This is a genomic window from Citrobacter sp. Cpo012 (genome assembly GCF_030333015.1).
Taxonomy (GTDB): Bacteria; Pseudomonadota; Gammaproteobacteria; order Enterobacterales; family Enterobacteriaceae; genus Citrobacter; species Citrobacter portucalensis.
Window position 1 is genome coordinate 88,437 of sequence record NZ_JAOWGR010000011.1, and the last position, 15,280, is coordinate 103,716.

At 42.0% G+C, this 15,280-nt stretch carries 18 protein-coding genes; 11 read left to right on the top strand and 7 right to left on the bottom strand.

Features of this window, described 5'->3' with window-relative positions:
- Positions 1-34 precede the first annotated feature (34 nt).
- Positions 35-1,462, bottom strand: a complete 1,428-nt coding sequence (locus OGX90_RS00490) for a DNA cytosine methyltransferase (RefSeq protein ID WP_000833380.1) — start codon at positions 1,460-1,462, stop codon at positions 35-37.
- Positions 1,463-1,676: 214 nt separating this feature from the next.
- On the opposite strand from OGX90_RS00490, the gene OGX90_RS00495 reads away from it, so the two are divergent.
- The 11 genes from OGX90_RS00495 (at position 1,677) to OGX90_RS00545 (ending at position 8,939) form a co-directional block, all read left to right on the top strand.
- On the top strand, positions 1,677-2,192 hold the full coding sequence (locus OGX90_RS00495; protein ID WP_011152982.1) for a thermonuclease family protein: 516 nt from the start codon (positions 1,677-1,679) through the stop codon (positions 2,190-2,192).
- Positions 2,193-2,194: 2 nt separating this feature from the next.
- Positions 2,195-3,091 carry a hypothetical protein gene (locus OGX90_RS00500; RefSeq protein WP_000975181.1) on the top strand — a complete coding sequence of 299 codons (897 nt, stop codon included), beginning with the start codon at positions 2,195-2,197 and terminating at the stop codon, positions 3,089-3,091.
- A gap of 47 nt (positions 3,092-3,138) precedes the next feature.
- Positions 3,139-3,453: a hypothetical protein gene (locus OGX90_RS00505; RefSeq protein WP_001005009.1), complete on the top strand. Its 315-nt coding sequence runs from the start codon at positions 3,139-3,141 to the stop codon at positions 3,451-3,453.
- Positions 3,454-3,526: 73 nt separating this feature from the next.
- Positions 3,527-3,784, top strand: coding sequence for a hypothetical protein (locus tag OGX90_RS00510; RefSeq protein ID WP_020833785.1), 258 nt, complete (start codon positions 3,527-3,529; stop codon positions 3,782-3,784).
- Between the two features lie 986 nt (positions 3,785-4,770).
- The gene (locus OGX90_RS00515; protein WP_001371914.1) at positions 4,771-4,968 is read left to right on the top strand and encodes a hypothetical protein; all 198 of its coding nucleotides are present in this window, start codon (positions 4,771-4,773) and stop codon (positions 4,966-4,968) included.
- A 140-nt stretch (positions 4,969-5,108) separates the two neighbouring features.
- The gene (locus tag OGX90_RS00520; RefSeq protein WP_000864986.1) at positions 5,109-5,384 is read left to right on the top strand and encodes a hypothetical protein; all 276 of its coding nucleotides are present in this window, start codon (positions 5,109-5,111) and stop codon (positions 5,382-5,384) included.
- Positions 5,385-5,958: 574 nt separating this feature from the next.
- Entirely contained in the window at positions 5,959-6,264 is a 306-nt protein-coding gene (locus OGX90_RS00525; RefSeq protein WP_020833781.1) for a hypothetical protein, read from the top strand.
- A gap of 44 nt (positions 6,265-6,308) precedes the next feature.
- Positions 6,309-6,980, top strand: a complete 672-nt coding sequence (locus tag OGX90_RS00530) for a S1 family peptidase (protein WP_047744989.1) — start codon at positions 6,309-6,311, stop codon at positions 6,978-6,980.
- A gap of 481 nt (positions 6,981-7,461) precedes the next feature.
- Positions 7,462-7,959, top strand: coding sequence for a hypothetical protein (locus tag OGX90_RS00535; protein ID WP_112924510.1), 498 nt, complete (start codon positions 7,462-7,464; stop codon positions 7,957-7,959).
- A gap of 81 nt (positions 7,960-8,040) precedes the next feature.
- On the top strand, positions 8,041-8,502 hold the full coding sequence (locus OGX90_RS00540) for a hypothetical protein (protein WP_065366462.1): 462 nt from the start codon (positions 8,041-8,043) through the stop codon (positions 8,500-8,502).
- Positions 8,503-8,531: 29 nt separating this feature from the next.
- Positions 8,532-8,939 carry a hypothetical protein gene (locus OGX90_RS00545; RefSeq protein ID WP_047744988.1) on the top strand — a complete coding sequence of 136 codons (408 nt, stop codon included), beginning with the start codon at positions 8,532-8,534 and terminating at the stop codon, positions 8,937-8,939.
- Between the two features lie 50 nt (positions 8,940-8,989).
- Here the strand turns inward: OGX90_RS00545 and OGX90_RS00550 are convergent, their stop codons facing one another.
- The 6 genes from OGX90_RS00550 to OGX90_RS00575 form a co-directional block, all read right to left on the bottom strand.
- Positions 8,990-9,517: a hypothetical protein gene (locus OGX90_RS00550; protein ID WP_001027750.1), complete on the bottom strand. Its 528-nt coding sequence runs from the start codon at positions 9,515-9,517 to the stop codon at positions 8,990-8,992.
- A gap of 166 nt (positions 9,518-9,683) precedes the next feature.
- A complete protein-coding gene (locus tag OGX90_RS00555) occupies positions 9,684-10,175 on the bottom strand; it encodes a hypothetical protein (RefSeq protein WP_047744987.1) in 492 nt (163 codons plus the stop codon).
- An 84-nt stretch (positions 10,176-10,259) separates the two neighbouring features.
- The gene (locus OGX90_RS00560; RefSeq protein ID WP_020833778.1) at positions 10,260-10,775 is read right to left on the bottom strand and encodes a hypothetical protein; all 516 of its coding nucleotides are present in this window, start codon (positions 10,773-10,775) and stop codon (positions 10,260-10,262) included.
- 567 nt (positions 10,776-11,342) lie between these two features.
- Positions 11,343-14,210 (bottom strand): hypothetical protein, encoded by a 2,868-nt coding sequence (locus tag OGX90_RS00565; RefSeq protein WP_286622942.1) that lies wholly within the window; start codon positions 14,208-14,210, stop codon positions 11,343-11,345.
- A gap of 13 nt (positions 14,211-14,223) precedes the next feature.
- Positions 14,224-14,658, bottom strand: a complete 435-nt coding sequence (locus OGX90_RS00570) for a hypothetical protein (protein WP_286622944.1) — start codon at positions 14,656-14,658, stop codon at positions 14,224-14,226.
- A 251-nt stretch (positions 14,659-14,909) separates the two neighbouring features.
- Complete coding sequence (locus tag OGX90_RS00575) at positions 14,910-15,266, bottom strand: hypothetical protein (protein ID WP_042896188.1); 357 nt, start codon at positions 15,264-15,266, stop codon at positions 14,910-14,912.
- Positions 15,267-15,280: the final 14 nt, after the last annotated feature.

The window sequence follows — 15,280 nt, forward strand, 5'->3', positions numbered from 1 at the left end:
ATCTTAAGCATTTAAATTGATGAAGGAGCTCAGGTCAGCTGACTTCGTCGTAAAACTGCCGCAAGCGCTGGGAGGCTGCAAATTCAATTCGAGACTTCAGCAGTTTGGCGACGGCCGCAAAGACATCAACGACCACGGAGTTCCCAAACTGTCTGTAAGCCTGTGTATTGGACACAGGGATACGGAAAACACTTTCCCCGGGTTTATCGAAGCCCATTAGCCTGCTGCATTCACGTGGCGTTAGCATGCGTGGCCGACGGTCCATGTTGTATGTGTTATGGAAATCAGTTTCTCCCAGCTCATGAGACCAGCCCCGATCAATAAGAATTTCAGATCCGTCTTTCATATAGCGGCTTGAGAGGGTTCTGGTGACACTATTAACATTGGAAGGATCTACTAGTCCAAAACCAAAACCATTGCCTTTTGCCGCATGTTTCTTTGCATAGTTGTATAAGTACTCCCAGAGTTTAGGGGAGAGGATGTATTTACTATCTACGCTCGGATCCAGTAAATCTGAGAGAGAAGGGCGCTTGTCCGGATAAAAGTCTTTAATGTCTCTCAGAGTAAAACCGTCTTTCAGACGTAGGTCGCGGCGAAAACCAATAAGGACGATACGTTCACGGTGCTGGGGTCGGAAATGACGGCCATCGATGACTTTAGGATCATCCGCGCCCGTGCTTTCGCTGTTTGCGACGTCGTAGCCAAGCTCATCGAGCGTTTTCATGATGATGTTAAAGGTATTACCCTTATCGTGACTCTTCAGATTTTTTACGTTTTCCAGAACAAAAATTGCAGGTTGTTTTGCCCGGATGATCCTGGCCACATCAAAGAAGAGCGTACCCTGAGTGTCGCACTCGAAACCGTGTTTGCGACCCATAGAGTTCTTTTTACTGACACCGGCGATGCTGAATGGCTGGCATGGAAATCCCGCAAGAAGAACATCATGATCCGGGATAGAGGCATCGATAAATTTGTATGCCTCGTCATCAGTAACCTCGGGCCGGTTGCTAAGAGTGATGTCACGGATGTCTGAATTGAAGCGGTGCTCGTTCTCATCGCAATACCAGTTCGCCCGGTAAGTACGGCTGGAATAAGTATTCCATTCGCTCGTGAAAAGACATTTACCACCGATGGCATCAAATCCGCTTCGCAGTCCACCTATCCCTGCAAACAGATCGATAAAGCTAAAGTGCCTGTCCTCATAATCAGCAGGTCGTGAAGGTATTAAAGTCTGTAGATAGCGTCCATCTGCGATACTCAGATCACAATGCTCAGGTATGCATGTAACCTGACGTTTAAGGGATGCACGGGACCAATTACTGCCATTTTCATCATTTAATACCTGAGCCAGATATTTCAGGTCATAAATAGTCGAAGCTGTTAACAAAGTTTTGTGGATCAGAGATGGTGTTTTATCCACATCATTCAGGTCTGTCTCAAGATCATGAGTGTAACGTTTCATCCAAACTCTCTCAGGAATAATATCTTTGAGATAGATTAACACGCTTAATTTGGATTATTTTTTGGTTCAGGTTCTAAATTTATTGTGATTATTCTGCCTTTAAGTTGCAAAAAGATTGGTTTTAAGCCCGCCCATGAAATAATGACTTGTTAAAATACTGCCTGTAAATAGGCTTGTGGATACATGTCTGTACTCAACAAATCCAGGTGAAATGATGTTTTTTTTTACAAAGTTACTTTTGCCCATCATGATTGTTGTATTCCCAGTGGCGTCCTGGGGGAACTCAACAACTTTTGAGGCAAAGGTGGTTAAGATTGTTGACGGTGACACCATAACTGCGTTGGATGCTCAAAACACAACCATCAAAATACGGATGTATGGTATAGACGCTCCTGAATCTAAACAGGCTTTTGGCCAAAAAGCAAAACAGGCCTTAACCACAGCTATAGCAACTAAAATCGTTACCGTGATAGACCATGGTACGGATATCTATGGCCGTATGTTAGGTACCATCTGGTTAGATGGATATGATATCAATGCCTCTATGGTGGACAGTGGATATGCGTGGGTTTATCGGTTCGAAGATAACGCCATTGTCCCTGGCTATATCAAATATGAATCCGCAGCACAAAAGGAGGCAAAAGGGTTATGGGCAGACACCAACCCTGTCCCACCATGGCAGTGGAGACAGGCAAACGAAAAGCCCAGAAAGGTGAAAGAGAAGAAATAACCATGATGAAAGAGCCTCATCCGTTACTTCAGTTGGTACTAAACGATTCCGGTCGTCTAACCATGCCTGTTTATTATAGAGATCAACAGTATTGCCCGACTTGCCTTACAAAGGTGTTGAAGAGTGAGGATGGAAGTTTGGCGCACCTCGGGGAAATAAATCAAAATACATGTAGACCTTCTATTTCAGTAGTTGTGACAAAAGCAATTATTGAAATGTTATGTGACGGGGAAAAAATATTTGTAAATCCAATACGATACCGAGGCCGGGTGCTGGCACCCTCAGTAATTTTTTCTCCCGACACTCACACTTTCAAACCGTTTATAAATACAGACTATCAGCCTGTGGGAGCAAACTGGAAAAGTGAAAAGGGATATAAACTCGGTCTGTTTTATCTCAAAGATCGAGCCAACTCTATCAATAAAGAGGAATTTGATTTCATTGCCGTTATAGACCCTAAGGCAATGCAGAAAGAATTTATTTCGGCCTGGTCTGAGGTTGATGAAAAAAATCCATTGGAAACGCTGAAGCAGATCTTACGATCTAAAAACAACTCTTCTTTATGGGTAAAATGGCCTGGCAAAATTGAGCATGCGCAAAAAGGAAATTGCAACGAAAATTACTGGTTCGATTATCAATCTGATAATCAGGAAGTGAACTGTACGGTCTCTGTTGTAGGTATCGAAGGTAACAGTTCCGGTGAGACAATTTATAGATTGCAAACTTTGCTAAAGCGTAAGCTCAATGAATATCAACTGGTTCGGTCTTTAGGGACTATTATGCTTCTTGATAATACCGGGAATATGATTCCATCAAACCATCCTTATTTTGAAGTCATCTCAAAAGCATGTATAAATGGAGTGCGTGACTTTGTTCGTCAAAACCCGTGGGTAGTCTGACGGTCAACTATAAAGCATAATATAATTAGTAATAACAAGGAACAGACATGAATGAAAACTCAGTAATCTTAATAAGTTTATTTTGGTTTTTTTTTGGATCGAGTGTTGTAGCTGGTTTTATGGATGCATCATTATATTGCTGGATTTTTGCAGCCATAAGCGCATTGTTTCTTCTTTCGGTGATACAAACACCAAAGGAGTTAACGGTATCTATTCTTCTTGCGGTACTTATGGCAAGCTCCGCAGGTGTTTTCATTCTGGCTTATAAAGTCAAAACGAATGTCGTTTCACCAATCTATCTCTTAAAAAAGCCTACTGCATACATGGCTGAAATAGATAACCGAAGGATTCATGGTTACTAAATATTTTGCAATTGCATCATTTGACGGTCCGGGTTTATTTACCCACAGCATCGACTAATTCAAGAGGTTACATATGATAGTTTCAGAAGCAATTTTTTATTCTTCTATTATTTCCTGGGTTCTTTATTGGTGGTTTATTGGAAATATTACTAAAAAGGTAGGGATGCTTGTTGTTCCACTCACGCTTACCTTCGGATGTTACATTTATGCAATTCATTTGGATGATTCCGAACAGCAAACCAATTTAGGTTGGGAGCAGATCGGTTTTATTACCTTTATAATTGTGATAATGTGGGCAGGAAAGTTTGTGATGAAAAGACTATCTGAATGATGATCTAATCCACACTTTTCGATATCTTAGAAAAGTAACTTTGTGAGCAAACAGTCATATGACATGCAAAACGCTGATCTCAAAGACAGATGATGGATACACATTTAGCATTTCACCTTACGAAGACGGGTACCGCTTATCAGTCTCGCCTGAAAATCGTCACAATGGTACCCAAAGCTTTGACGGCTGGTTCCCACGTTTTTTTTCCGAACCACAGTATGCCAAATCATCTTTAACTAAGTTTCTCGGTGAGTCCTTAGTATGGGAAGAAGATTCAAGTAATGCTCTATGAGATTACTTATTATAAATTTTTCTATTAATCTCCATGGAGTGATATATGAATTTGGCCTATTTTTTATTTTTGTCTATAACTGTTATGCTTACGAGCTTTATTATTAAATCACTTGTCGTATTGGTAAAGTTCAAATTACTTCGTGATGAACGTCTCGAATATACCAGCAATAAAAATATTGATGAGATGTACGATTTAATGAATGCGAAGGAAGAAATCCTCATAAGGCATCATAAGCAGATGTTGGCATTGCATCTTTCACTATTAATATTCGTTCTATTTATTGCTTACATTTACTAAAAATAATTTTATTCAACATTTCAACAAAGGGTTTTCAATGGAAAGCTTCGAAACTGAACAAATGATTCAATATGCTTTCTACATAAATATCGTAATAACGACTGGTTTGGCATGGTTTTGCTTGCGGTCAGGATTGCATTACAATTTTTTCAGAAAAGCAGAGAGTGCCAGAACAAAAGGGCTGAGTAGTACCTCTACTGAACACGGTCCAGCAATTGTGAGAATAAAGAAGCTACAAGCATTAGTAGATTTTATTAGTAACTGTGCTTTTCTAATCCTTTCAATTGGCACAGCTTATATTTTGTATTTTTGGATCCACAGTTAACTCATACAAGGTAACTTCGGCAAATAACAACTTCTAATGCAGGACTTTAATAACTATAACGGATGCTACATGAAAAACGACAGTTTAATTACGCGGTATAAAATACTTAAAGGCGAACGCGATGAGTCTATCTTCACCATAATAATCGCGCTAGTAGTAAAGCTGGGGCTGGTAGCCCTGGCATTCTATCTGTTGCTTGGTTCCACGATTGATTGGTCAAGCTGGAAAACCTATGCCGCCATGTTGATCTTTGGAGCATTTCTCTAAAAGGATGACCACGGCAATACCAGGTCAGACAACAAGGTCGTTAGCATGATCGTTGGAAGCAACGGAAGCACCTTGAAAAAGGTCGGCAGCACTATAAAATCCATCAGCAATGCACACAAATAAACTACTGGTATCTTAAAATGAAAGTGAAAGAGTTGATCGCCATGCTGAACGAAAGAGACCCTGAGGCAATTGTTCTGATTTCCGGCTATGAAACGATCGGCGGCACGGAAGTCGCAGAAGCTGATTTGCTCATTGATATGCAGTCAATATGCTTAGAACAGGCTGATAATCTCACAGGAAACCGTAAAGTTGTTTCTTCCGGTGGTGAAGATTCAGTTTGGTTAGGCTGGAAAGATGATTACCGTACAAAGGTGTTTTTAGAAGATGCCCAAATTCCTGATCAAGATGAATGACGGTCAGCGTTGGCTTCAAAGGCAATCTATCAGTACTTGAAACGTAAATGTTAAAAAATAACCATATATGAATCAATAACTTAAGTGCACATAACGAGGATTATGTTAAATCATGTTGATTGTTAACTTACTTCATGAACTTAGATGGCTCGCATAAAATCATAGGGTTAAGCCCCCTCTTAATCTTTAGTTTGCTGGCGTTATGTTTAAGAGCTATTTTCTTCATATCCACGAACCTCTCTGAGGATGTCTCAGTTGTCTCAAGCTTATCGCCCCCGGCCATGTTGTTCCCTGCTCCACTCATCCTTACGGTCGGCAATGAGCAAACCTCATACCAGCCGACGAGTTACGCACTCCATATTAAGTGAGAAAAACAAAACGTACGCAGCAGGCCCAGGGGAAGAATTAAAGATGCAAAATAATAGGTCCTACCAGGCCGAAAACAAGACTGAACTCGCGGAGAAAATGCGCGTTAAGCGTGCGATAGAAAAATTTGGTGATCGCTATAATTCCTACCTCGCATCTTTTGAGGCCTTGAAAAAACTTAAATAATGTAATCGACAGCGGAGGAATAATGAATGTACATCTGAAATATGACACGATAGACCACTATCACTTTGATTGGCTAACGCCTGCTGGCGACTATCCTAATTCAGCGGTTATGCTCGTTGGTTGCCGTGATGGTCGCTGGATTATTGTTCAGGAGTTCGGAAATGATTATAGCTGCTTCGAGGGCGTTCTGAAGAATGGTGATGATCTTAATACGGAGCCTAAATTCTATTCCGACTTAGAAAGCGTAGCGGTTGCTGCTTTTGGCATGATGAAGCAGATATATCCACAGTACGAAGATAACACGCTAGCACAATTCCTCGCTGGATAAAATATTCTTGAAACCAAACTCGCCTCATTCGAAGGAAACTGACTATGTATAGAACGGTTTTAGCACTTTCAGCCTTAATGATTTCTGCTTGTTCCACCGATAATCATCATGAACAAAGTATGCACCACAATGATTTTGAGCTTTCGGACTCTGCTGTAAAAATTCAAATAAAGTCTGGAAATATGACAATTTCCGGTTCAGGCACTTGGATCGATGAACAACATATTCTTACCGCCTCACATTTATGGCTTGATGCAAGCAAGGATTATAGTCTAAGTATAATAACAAGGAATGGGAGTCAACAAGCAACAGTTATCAATATTGATAATCCTCAGAACCGGGATCTTGCTCTATTAAAAGTAGAAAAAAATAGTCTTGTTAAAGCCCCACCTAATTGGAGGCTTCCAGTATGTGAAAAACCGCTTGCTCCAGGTGAGTCTGTTTGGGTTTTATCTGGCATGTATAATACTCTTTCAAATACGTATGCCTCTCCCGACTCTACCTACTATTATAAAGGCATCGTGGGTTCTGATGGTTTGACTGGTTTTTTCCAAAATGGAGTAAGTGGAAGCGCCGTGTTAAACCAGTCTAAGAGTTGCTTATATGGTGTTGTGAGTCAACAAGACATTAAAAAAATAAATGTCTATCAGATATATATCACGAGAATTACAACAAATGAGATTATACGCGGGTTCATCGATCATAATAATTACTAATTGGGTGACTTTTAATTTGGCTACATTTTCCTTTGTGGCCTTTAATTCCTAAAAAACAGGAATGAGATTTCATATGGAGGATTTGAATGCCTCCTTTAACCTAGCAATCCTCATAAAGGTCAAACTCTTTGTTTTTTTCACCCTTGCTTTTAAGTGCATTTGTAAGTACTATCAATTTATGAAAGTGAGGGCGTCTAAATGAAAACATACTTTTTACATTCCGAAGTTGAATCTGATAGAGAGCACCTTCAATCAATTCTATCTCAGCATTTTATAAATGGTGTATTTAAGCACTTTTGTATAACCTATATTGAAGAAAAGGACTTCATTAGAATTGATATTTCTGACAATATATCATTTGAAATGATGCAGACTTTCATTTCAAAAGTCCCTGATGGACATCGAATGCTACAGACTCTTGCGACTAATATTGACGAATCAGAATATAACTGGCGGGATTACTATTTTCGATGAAAACCGTGTGAAATTATTAAAAAATAAAATGAGTATTATATTACCAAGCCATCTTGTTGACCTTCATAATGCCTTCCTTTTAATGGACGAGGCTCCACTGGAATGCGATGGGCATACCATGATAATAAGTAATGCTCTTGTAAAAGCCTGTATCCCTCATGAACGAATTCTTGGCACCGTTCGCGGCCAGCACAATGGATTTTGTTTGTATCCTCATCTCTGGCTGATGCTAGATGGTTATATAATCGACTACCGGTTAAGGATGTGGGTAAACCTTTCTGACGGGACGTCAGTTTCCGACACTGCTCCGCATGGGATTTTTCCTGCCAATTCGGATGAGATAAATTATCTGTATGAAAAACATAAAATCGTCCCCGCTAAGCTGTTAGATAAAGACCTCCTTAGCTTTATCTCAGATGGTTTTTCGGACAGACTAACTATTCCTGAGTCGACAATAGACTGGTTCAAACGGCACTCACATGATATCCCTGAAATTAAGAACTGAGTGGTAATGAAGAAAGTTACTTTTATAGGTCTTAGAATAGAATTAAGATAATCGTTTACTTTTATAAACATAAGATATCACATGACAAATTCGCTTTCCGATTATCCTTTAAACGATAAAAATTTTCAGGCAGATTTGCTGAAAATCAAAAAGGTTTTCGCCGACCTTATAACGCAGGCATCAGATGGTAAGATACCCATAAGGTCTTCTCATGTACACGGCTTACACCATTTCGAGGAGCTCTACATCCGGGCAAGAGCAGGCATGTGTTCGGTCCTGGGATATCCGGTCATGGTTGTTTCTACTATCTCAGTTAAAGAGCCCGGCACAGGCATTTTAAGAGCGCTTCTTGCAGAATTGAAATGTATTGCAGATGAACAAAATTACATTTTGAAAATTGAAAATGTACTGCCTCCCCTATTCCGCAAATACCTTATTCAAGAAGGTTTTGTTTTCCCAGGTGAACCCTGGATGTGTGGTTCCGGCTATTGGTTTAAGAACCCACAAGTACTTCATGAAAATATTGAGTTATTATCTGTTTAAGTCGATCTAACAATTTCACTGGAGCTAACATGTCCCGGGATTTGGTATCAGACATTGCAAGAGTGGCGCATGAAAAGCTACTTTCAATTTTAACGGAGTGCGGCACAGAGAAGACGACAGGCACATGCCTTTTTGCAAGCTATCTTGTATGTTATTTCGCAAAATCTAAAGGTCTAGATGCTGTTGTTCGTGGGGGTAACGGTGCAGATGATGGCGGTATATTTACAGAGAGTGGTGGCTTTGGCCATTATTGGTGCGAATTAAATTTCGAAGAAGTGCAATATTATATTGACATCACTTCCGAGCAGTTTGGGTTTCATCCATACATTGTGAAACGCGTCAACGATATAACAGGATGGCCTCGTTATATTCCTGGTGATCAGGAAACGGTCGATAGTCATTTAGAACAATTATTACTCGACGGCTATACAGAATAGGCTGCGTATCCCCTATCGCAGCCTTTCAGGCTCTTAACCCTTGTGACCTGTTAACGGAACCACTCAGGATGACGCTGCCGATCAACTTTGATAACCTGCGAATTAAATTCAACGACATCCGCTGGAGTAAGCATTAATTCATCAGGATTTACAATAAATGGTCTTAAAACCACTTCGCCACCGTCTTCTTTTGCACCGTAGATATTAATAAGAAAGTGCAGTCGTTGATTTCCTTCAGCATTGCGTTGCCATTCTCTAAAAGTCAAAGTTTGTTTAATATAGTTTGTTAAAAGAAATGCGAATTCAGATTCTTCCGTTTGTGAGATACCGATTTTGTTAGACATTTTTTTTAGTATCTTTCCGAGCATGGACACACAGGCATCTAGACTTAACGATGTTGAAATTTTGGTCGTATTAAAATCCTCCTGCGAAAGTGAAATCATCCATGTATTATCTTTATGATAGTCGGTGATATAAATAAAATGAGATGTAAAAGGTGTTGAGTGATTGAACTCTCCTAAGTTCCATCCATACTGACTCACTGTATTTGAGCTAAGTTCTTTGTCGGTAATGTTCATAATTCATACCTTTCGATAAAGTCTGTAATGATAATTAGCTATCTCAAAGGACCATAACAACTCTTGAAATAACCACACTCGAAGAATTTATCATATTGAACACCCCTACCTAATAACCTTGCCGACTTAATAAATCACAATAGCCCTCCCCTGACATTTTAAAATGCTACTTGAATTTTTGATAGCTTATGGTTGTTTTATGTTCTTTGTGATACGCATATGTCATCTTCTCTTTCCAGTACCAATCTTGTAGATCCTGCAAGTCTAGCCCATTTTTCTCACGTATGCTTTCGTCTAATTCGCTAAGCGCGAGCTTATCATTAGGTTTATAAATGGCTAATTTTTCTTCAAATAAATCCAGCCAACGTTTCCCCATCTTACGACGCAAAACAAACACCATCGTGATAAATGTAATGAAATGCACAGCAATTAGTTCCAACTTATGCGATTGCTGACCAGATAAAATTACTATTGTAACAACAGGGATGGCCGTATATAAAGCAATCAAAGCGACCATAAGTTGGTATGGTTTTTCCCGTATTACCATGTTTATGGGTAAACCAGAGGACGCTACTGCTTGCCAAAATCTTAAATACCTTCCGATGGACTTAAACCTTTTCCCGTTTTTATGCATAAACCTGTTTTTATTTACTATCATGTTAGACCTCTATTTTTCTGTAGTTATAGAAGAATGTTACCTAAACCCTTAACAGGGATAACACCGCGTGTTTTATCTCCATAGTCAAAGCGCAGGGCCGGTAATAAAAAGTACCATACCATTAATGTGTAGTTCGTTCAGTGCATCCCTGTCCGTGGATAGCTTTCTAATGTTGTCAGGAGTGGCATCAATCGGGTATAAATCCTGCGTCAGTTTGACAAGATTCTTCGCAGTGCAGGTAAGACCGCATTCAGCGAGAGTGCGAAGATAATCGCTAAACACGACTTCTTTTTCATTAGATGTAAGTCGCTCGAAGTAACCCATGTGTTCGGACGTGAAATTCTCATCCGCAATACTTTTCACTGCTGACAGGATTTCCGACCTTATGACCAGTTCCCGCACCGCAGCATAAAAAATCCTGCCGTAATGTCCTGACACGTTTTCCTTTGCGAGCCACCAGCGCTCATCCGTAGTAACGGGTACTGTGGTCGGGGATGTCAGTAGCAGAACGGGGCTTAAACCGGATCGCGATAACCCTTCAGCAAAAGCTTCTTCAGGAAGACTGTTAACAGGCTTGCCTTGATAACGTGCCTCTACCATCTATACTTCTCCTTTCTGATGTAGGAATGACTGCCTTCTATTTAAAGCAATCAGTAAACCGGATGGAGCTGAGCAACGTTATCCTTCTCTCATCATTGCTTGCCACTGTTACCATAAGCGCCAAACAATTAGCCCCATTATTCCGGTTGTAAACTGAACCTTAACACTAACCAGTATGAATCGATCATCTGGGGCAAAGTGTCCACCGGGTTGAAGTAGCCAGGTTGTTAGCGGCGGATGGAAAGCCAGTACGAATCCGTAAACTATAAAAGCCAAGCTCAGTAAAAGAAGGAGCATGCGCCCAATACGTTTGAGTTGATAAGATAAACTCGCGCTAGTTTTTCGTGGGGGTACGATATGGTCTTTCAAGACTGTCTCCTTGCCAGCAAATGCCGAAGCGCTGGCATAAAGATTAAACAATTTTTATGCCTGTTACTCCGGCGATATGGGCGATAATCCGGGTTCCCATCATAAAGCCTTACCCTCTTTCAAATTTGAGTGATAAGGGGTCTTTGTGCTTGTAATGGCTTTTTTGTTTGATGTTTTGATGGCATCTGCCCCCGCGTTCTACCATGACCGAAGTACATAGCGGCTCACACCTTCTGCTGGTTGTTGCCACTCGCTATTCTCCGTTGACGGTCTGAGGCGCGTTGAGCCCCGGGAGATGTTATTCATCGCCTGCTCAAGAGAGTCCATCCTGTAGGTTTTGATGTTCACCCCTTCTTCAGAAATAGGCCCCAGCAGTTCCGTAACCTCACGCTCACCCTGATAAATATCGACCCATTGTGTAATATTCACCTTATCACCATTCGCATCAGTGCCACGTCGGTTAAAGTGGTCAATTTCAAACTCACACACGGTTACCGGTACCAGCCCCTCCGGGCGCGGATACCCGAGTATTTCATCAAAGCCAGGTTCCCCTTCATCAGTGACCAGATCAGGCGTCAAATAGAGTTTTCCGTTACGGGAAAAATGCGCAACATGGCAGGACCACTGGTCATTTAACATCGTTGGCATGCTTGTGAACATTCCTGAATACCACCGTCTGGCATTATCAACTGATTTGGTGACGAGGATTTCATCTGGTACTTCCCCGTTGTCCATGGTGTAAAAACTGAGAGACGGAGCGGTATTTCTGCGTGAAAGTAGCTTTTCTTTATTGACCTCTTTATTTTCAAATTTTGAGAGGTATTCCTCAAGGAACAGCGCCTGCAACTCGGGTGTCGGCGCTTTCTGATAAAACCAGTCGGCCAGGTCTTTAGTGCCAATATAGATGAGGCTGGCTTTACCTTTTTCGCTCTTGACCGCAACAGGAGCCATCAGGTTTACTTGCTGTACGTACTCACTGGTTTCATTGATACTTTCATAGGCCTCAATCCACTGGCCAAGCAGATTGGTGTAAATCACCGGATCGTTCAGCTTTAAAAACTGCTTAAGAGCCTGAGCGCCACGGGAGCATGTATCAAAATAACGCTGCTTCTCTTCGAAGCTTTTGAAAGCAGTCTTTTTGCCCGACCATGTGGCCACCAGCTGTTCATCTTCGAACAGGGTGTTTTCAGCTGGTAAGAAGTGTTTCATTTTCGCAAAACGTTGATGAGTGACGTTTAAGCCATTTCGGGATGTAGCAAGTACCATTCGATGAACCCAGGCATGCCCTTCCATCCGGTTGTCGCATTCAAAATTTGCTGGTGCGGCATATGCAACAAGTTTCCCTGAAGCATTTACCGATAACCTGACCAGCTCATAGCCTTTGCTGCTGATAAAATTACGAACCCCGGGAAGTTGTTTGAGCCCCACATCAGCGAGCATATAGAGCTGGTTCAGGAGCTCTTTGGAGCCCTTCTCTGTACTCATGGCAGCTTCCAGCGTCGCCCCCCTGTTATCAGCTCGCCAGGCTACAATGCATCGATCTATCAACTCTGATCTCAGATTAGGCTGGCCAATATTTCCATCGGCCAGAGCCTGGCTCAGCATCTGCCGGTACGGTTCTTCTGCCTCACGCTCGGCACGAATATAATTTAAAGCCATCTTGAAGAAGCGAATGTAAAACAGGTGATTAGACCTGAATTTACGTCTGTGAATGTACCATTCGAGCTCCTCCGCTTTAATGGTATCCATGCACAGGAAACCCAGTTCAGCATCATTCCTGCTGGACTCCTTAAATAAAGACAAATTCACCTTACAATTGAAATCTCGATCCGTTGAGTATCTGTTTACTGTTGCGTTGACACAGATATCGTCTCCCTGGCGGAATGCAATAACCGGCTCATAGTTTTTATGGGTTCTCCCAAGCCATTTATAGCCAGAGTAGCTGTTGTCTTCCTGCACTGCTCCTGGTGCTGTCACTGGGTTCATCAACGAATCCCAGTTGCACATTACCCGGGATCCGGACTGAAGGCATGAGTTTGCCTGTTCGAGATAACTTTGCAGGGACGGCCGTGTCTCAGCCATACCCAAAAGGCCAGAACCATCTTTGTCGTGCAGAAACTGGAAATACCGTTCCTGGAACTCAAGGCTCAGAAAACTGAAAGGGGTATTGGTATCATAGAAATCACCAAATAGTTTGAGCCGGTGATCGAGGCCGCAGATAAGGATCAGGAAACGTCGGTAGTGAAGTGCCATAAGATCATGCTGCTTCAGTCGGTCGGTATAACTGACGTCCTCAAACTTTATGGTGCTGCCATCAATCCCCTGGAAATGTGCTTCCTGTTCGCTGGCGGAAGGGAATAGCTGCGAAGCCCCAAGATGGCTTTCTACCGAAGAGTAAACCTGATGAATATTTTGACCGTCCCGGATCAGAAGGAATACAACCCGGTTCCTGTCATTGCGGACATGATTTTCCCAGGGATCGCGGTAATCGATATAACGTCGTGTTGTGGCCATACATACGATGGAACGTTCGGACGGAAAAATCTGCTCCACCAGCCCGGGGCTGGTTCGTAAAGTTTCATGAAATTTTTCCATATCAGAGAAGTCGAACCAGCTATCGAGATCGCACCATACAGCCAGCTCTTCATCCACCATCAGCTTTGCCTGAACGACCTGGAGCGGGAGGTGTGATGGAGCGGATTCACCCTTCACGATATTCACTACCTCAACATCTTTGCCGGTATACAGTTCCAGACTGCCAACGCCATCGTGGATTTTCTTCACATATTCCATGGCTTCTTCTGTAGTGGCCAGACTTGCCGCTGCAACTTCCTCGAAATAGGGCAGCATTCTTTTGCTGGCATTAGCGATTGCCTGCGTTCGTTGTGTGATGATTTTGCTGATGGCTGTGCTGATCTGGCCTTCTTTTAAGGCCGCTTCTCTGATTTGTTCTATGCGGGTATCTGAAATACCAGAGGATAGAGCATTCTGAACTGATCCAATTGCCAGGGAGGTGATCGCCTGCTGCTCTTGAGAGGGCACTAACGCAACGCTAATGCCCGTCACAGGGTTTTCACGGTCATCTGTACCTAATTAGCCCCTGAGCATCGCTCACGAGGGCTGTAAGCGATGCCTGTAGGCTATTCACTTCTTCCTGAGCTTGTCTGAGTTCAGCATCCCGGATTACCTTATGGTCGGGTTCAAATACAAAACTGGACAGAAAATCCTTAACCAGGAAGCGATGCTCTCGCATTTCTTTGCCACGTTCCCTACGGTTGCCGCTGCTGTCTTCAGTGACAATAGCTACAGTCTGACCGTAAACGCGGGGATGGGCGCGTAGAATTACTGTGTGCAGCTTATCTTCAACGTAACGCAAAGACGTAATGAGCAGCGTATCCCCTGCCACAATACCCTCTTCAGGGATGCTGTCAGTGGACGTCCAGTACTGACCCGCCAGCAAAGAATGAAATCGCTCTAAACGGTCAATGTTATTTTTGCTGACCAGGTCACCCATATACCTTTCCTTACAGATTCGTGTGTTAGGTGAATCATACCAGATTGCCTTTGTCGTCTAATAACGCAGAAAACAGTGAATTCAAAATTCCTTAAATTCAAACCTGTCCAATATAAAAAGATGGCTCTTTTTCTTATCCAATGTTAAGCGATGATGCTCACTTTTATTTCCTTATTGTCAGAATCAAGTTAATCTGAAAATAAAAAAGGCTTCAGAATTGAAGCCTCTATATTATACAACGTGAATGAATTTTATTTATCTTTCACCGGGTTCATTTCCCAGTATCTTTCACGTACGTTTTCTTGGCAATGGTCCGCTCGCTCCGGCGTGTCCCTTTTACGAGTAGCAAAGGCTTCAATTACGGCATTCAGGTCTTTTTCTTTGATTTTAGATCCAATAGGCAAGTTTTCTTCAAACTCAGTCCTTACCAGTTCTTTCGTTTTTTTATAATCGGTTTCACTTTGGATTTCAGGTTTTAAACAAATATCGGCAACCATCACATCTGATTTGCCCGGGATCGGTTTTTTCCCGTTTTCAGATGCAAGGACCGCAGAGGAGGTAAAGGCGACAGACAGAGTTGCACATAACAGAAGGTATTTTAATTTCATGACTCACTCCATGA

Bases quoted from the DNA above. Each gene is read 5' to 3' on its own strand.
- OGX90_RS00490 (WP_000833380.1), bottom strand. From the start codon at position 1,462: ATGAAACGTTACACTCATGATCTTGAGACAGACCTGAATGATGTGGAT.
- OGX90_RS00495 (WP_011152982.1), top strand. From the start codon at position 1,677: ATGTTTTTTTTTACAAAGTTACTTTTGCCCATCATGATTGTTGTATTC.
- OGX90_RS00500 (WP_000975181.1), top strand. From the start codon at position 2,195: ATGATGAAAGAGCCTCATCCGTTACTTCAGTTGGTACTAAACGATTCC.
- OGX90_RS00505 (WP_001005009.1), top strand. From the start codon at position 3,139: ATGAATGAAAACTCAGTAATCTTAATAAGTTTATTTTGGTTTTTTTTT.
- OGX90_RS00510 (WP_020833785.1), top strand. From the start codon at position 3,527: ATGATAGTTTCAGAAGCAATTTTTTATTCTTCTATTATTTCCTGGGTT.
- OGX90_RS00515 (WP_001371914.1), top strand. From the start codon at position 4,771: ATGAAAAACGACAGTTTAATTACGCGGTATAAAATACTTAAAGGCGAA.
- OGX90_RS00520 (WP_000864986.1), top strand. From the start codon at position 5,109: ATGAAAGTGAAAGAGTTGATCGCCATGCTGAACGAAAGAGACCCTGAG.
- OGX90_RS00525 (WP_020833781.1), top strand. From the start codon at position 5,959: ATGAATGTACATCTGAAATATGACACGATAGACCACTATCACTTTGAT.
- OGX90_RS00530 (WP_047744989.1), top strand. From the start codon at position 6,309: ATGTATAGAACGGTTTTAGCACTTTCAGCCTTAATGATTTCTGCTTGT.
- OGX90_RS00540 (WP_065366462.1), top strand. From the start codon at position 8,041: ATGACAAATTCGCTTTCCGATTATCCTTTAAACGATAAAAATTTTCAG.
- OGX90_RS00545 (WP_047744988.1), top strand. From the start codon at position 8,532: ATGTCCCGGGATTTGGTATCAGACATTGCAAGAGTGGCGCATGAAAAG.
- OGX90_RS00550 (WP_001027750.1), bottom strand. From the start codon at position 9,517: ATGAACATTACCGACAAAGAACTTAGCTCAAATACAGTGAGTCAGTAT.
- OGX90_RS00555 (WP_047744987.1), bottom strand. From the start codon at position 10,175: ATGATAGTAAATAAAAACAGGTTTATGCATAAAAACGGGAAAAGGTTT.
- OGX90_RS00560 (WP_020833778.1), bottom strand. From the start codon at position 10,775: ATGGTAGAGGCACGTTATCAAGGCAAGCCTGTTAACAGTCTTCCTGAA.
- OGX90_RS00570 (WP_286622944.1), bottom strand. From the start codon at position 14,658: ATGGGTGACCTGGTCAGCAAAAATAACATTGACCGTTTAGAGCGATTT.
- OGX90_RS00575 (WP_042896188.1), bottom strand. From the start codon at position 15,266: ATGAAATTAAAATACCTTCTGTTATGTGCAACTCTGTCTGTCGCCTTT.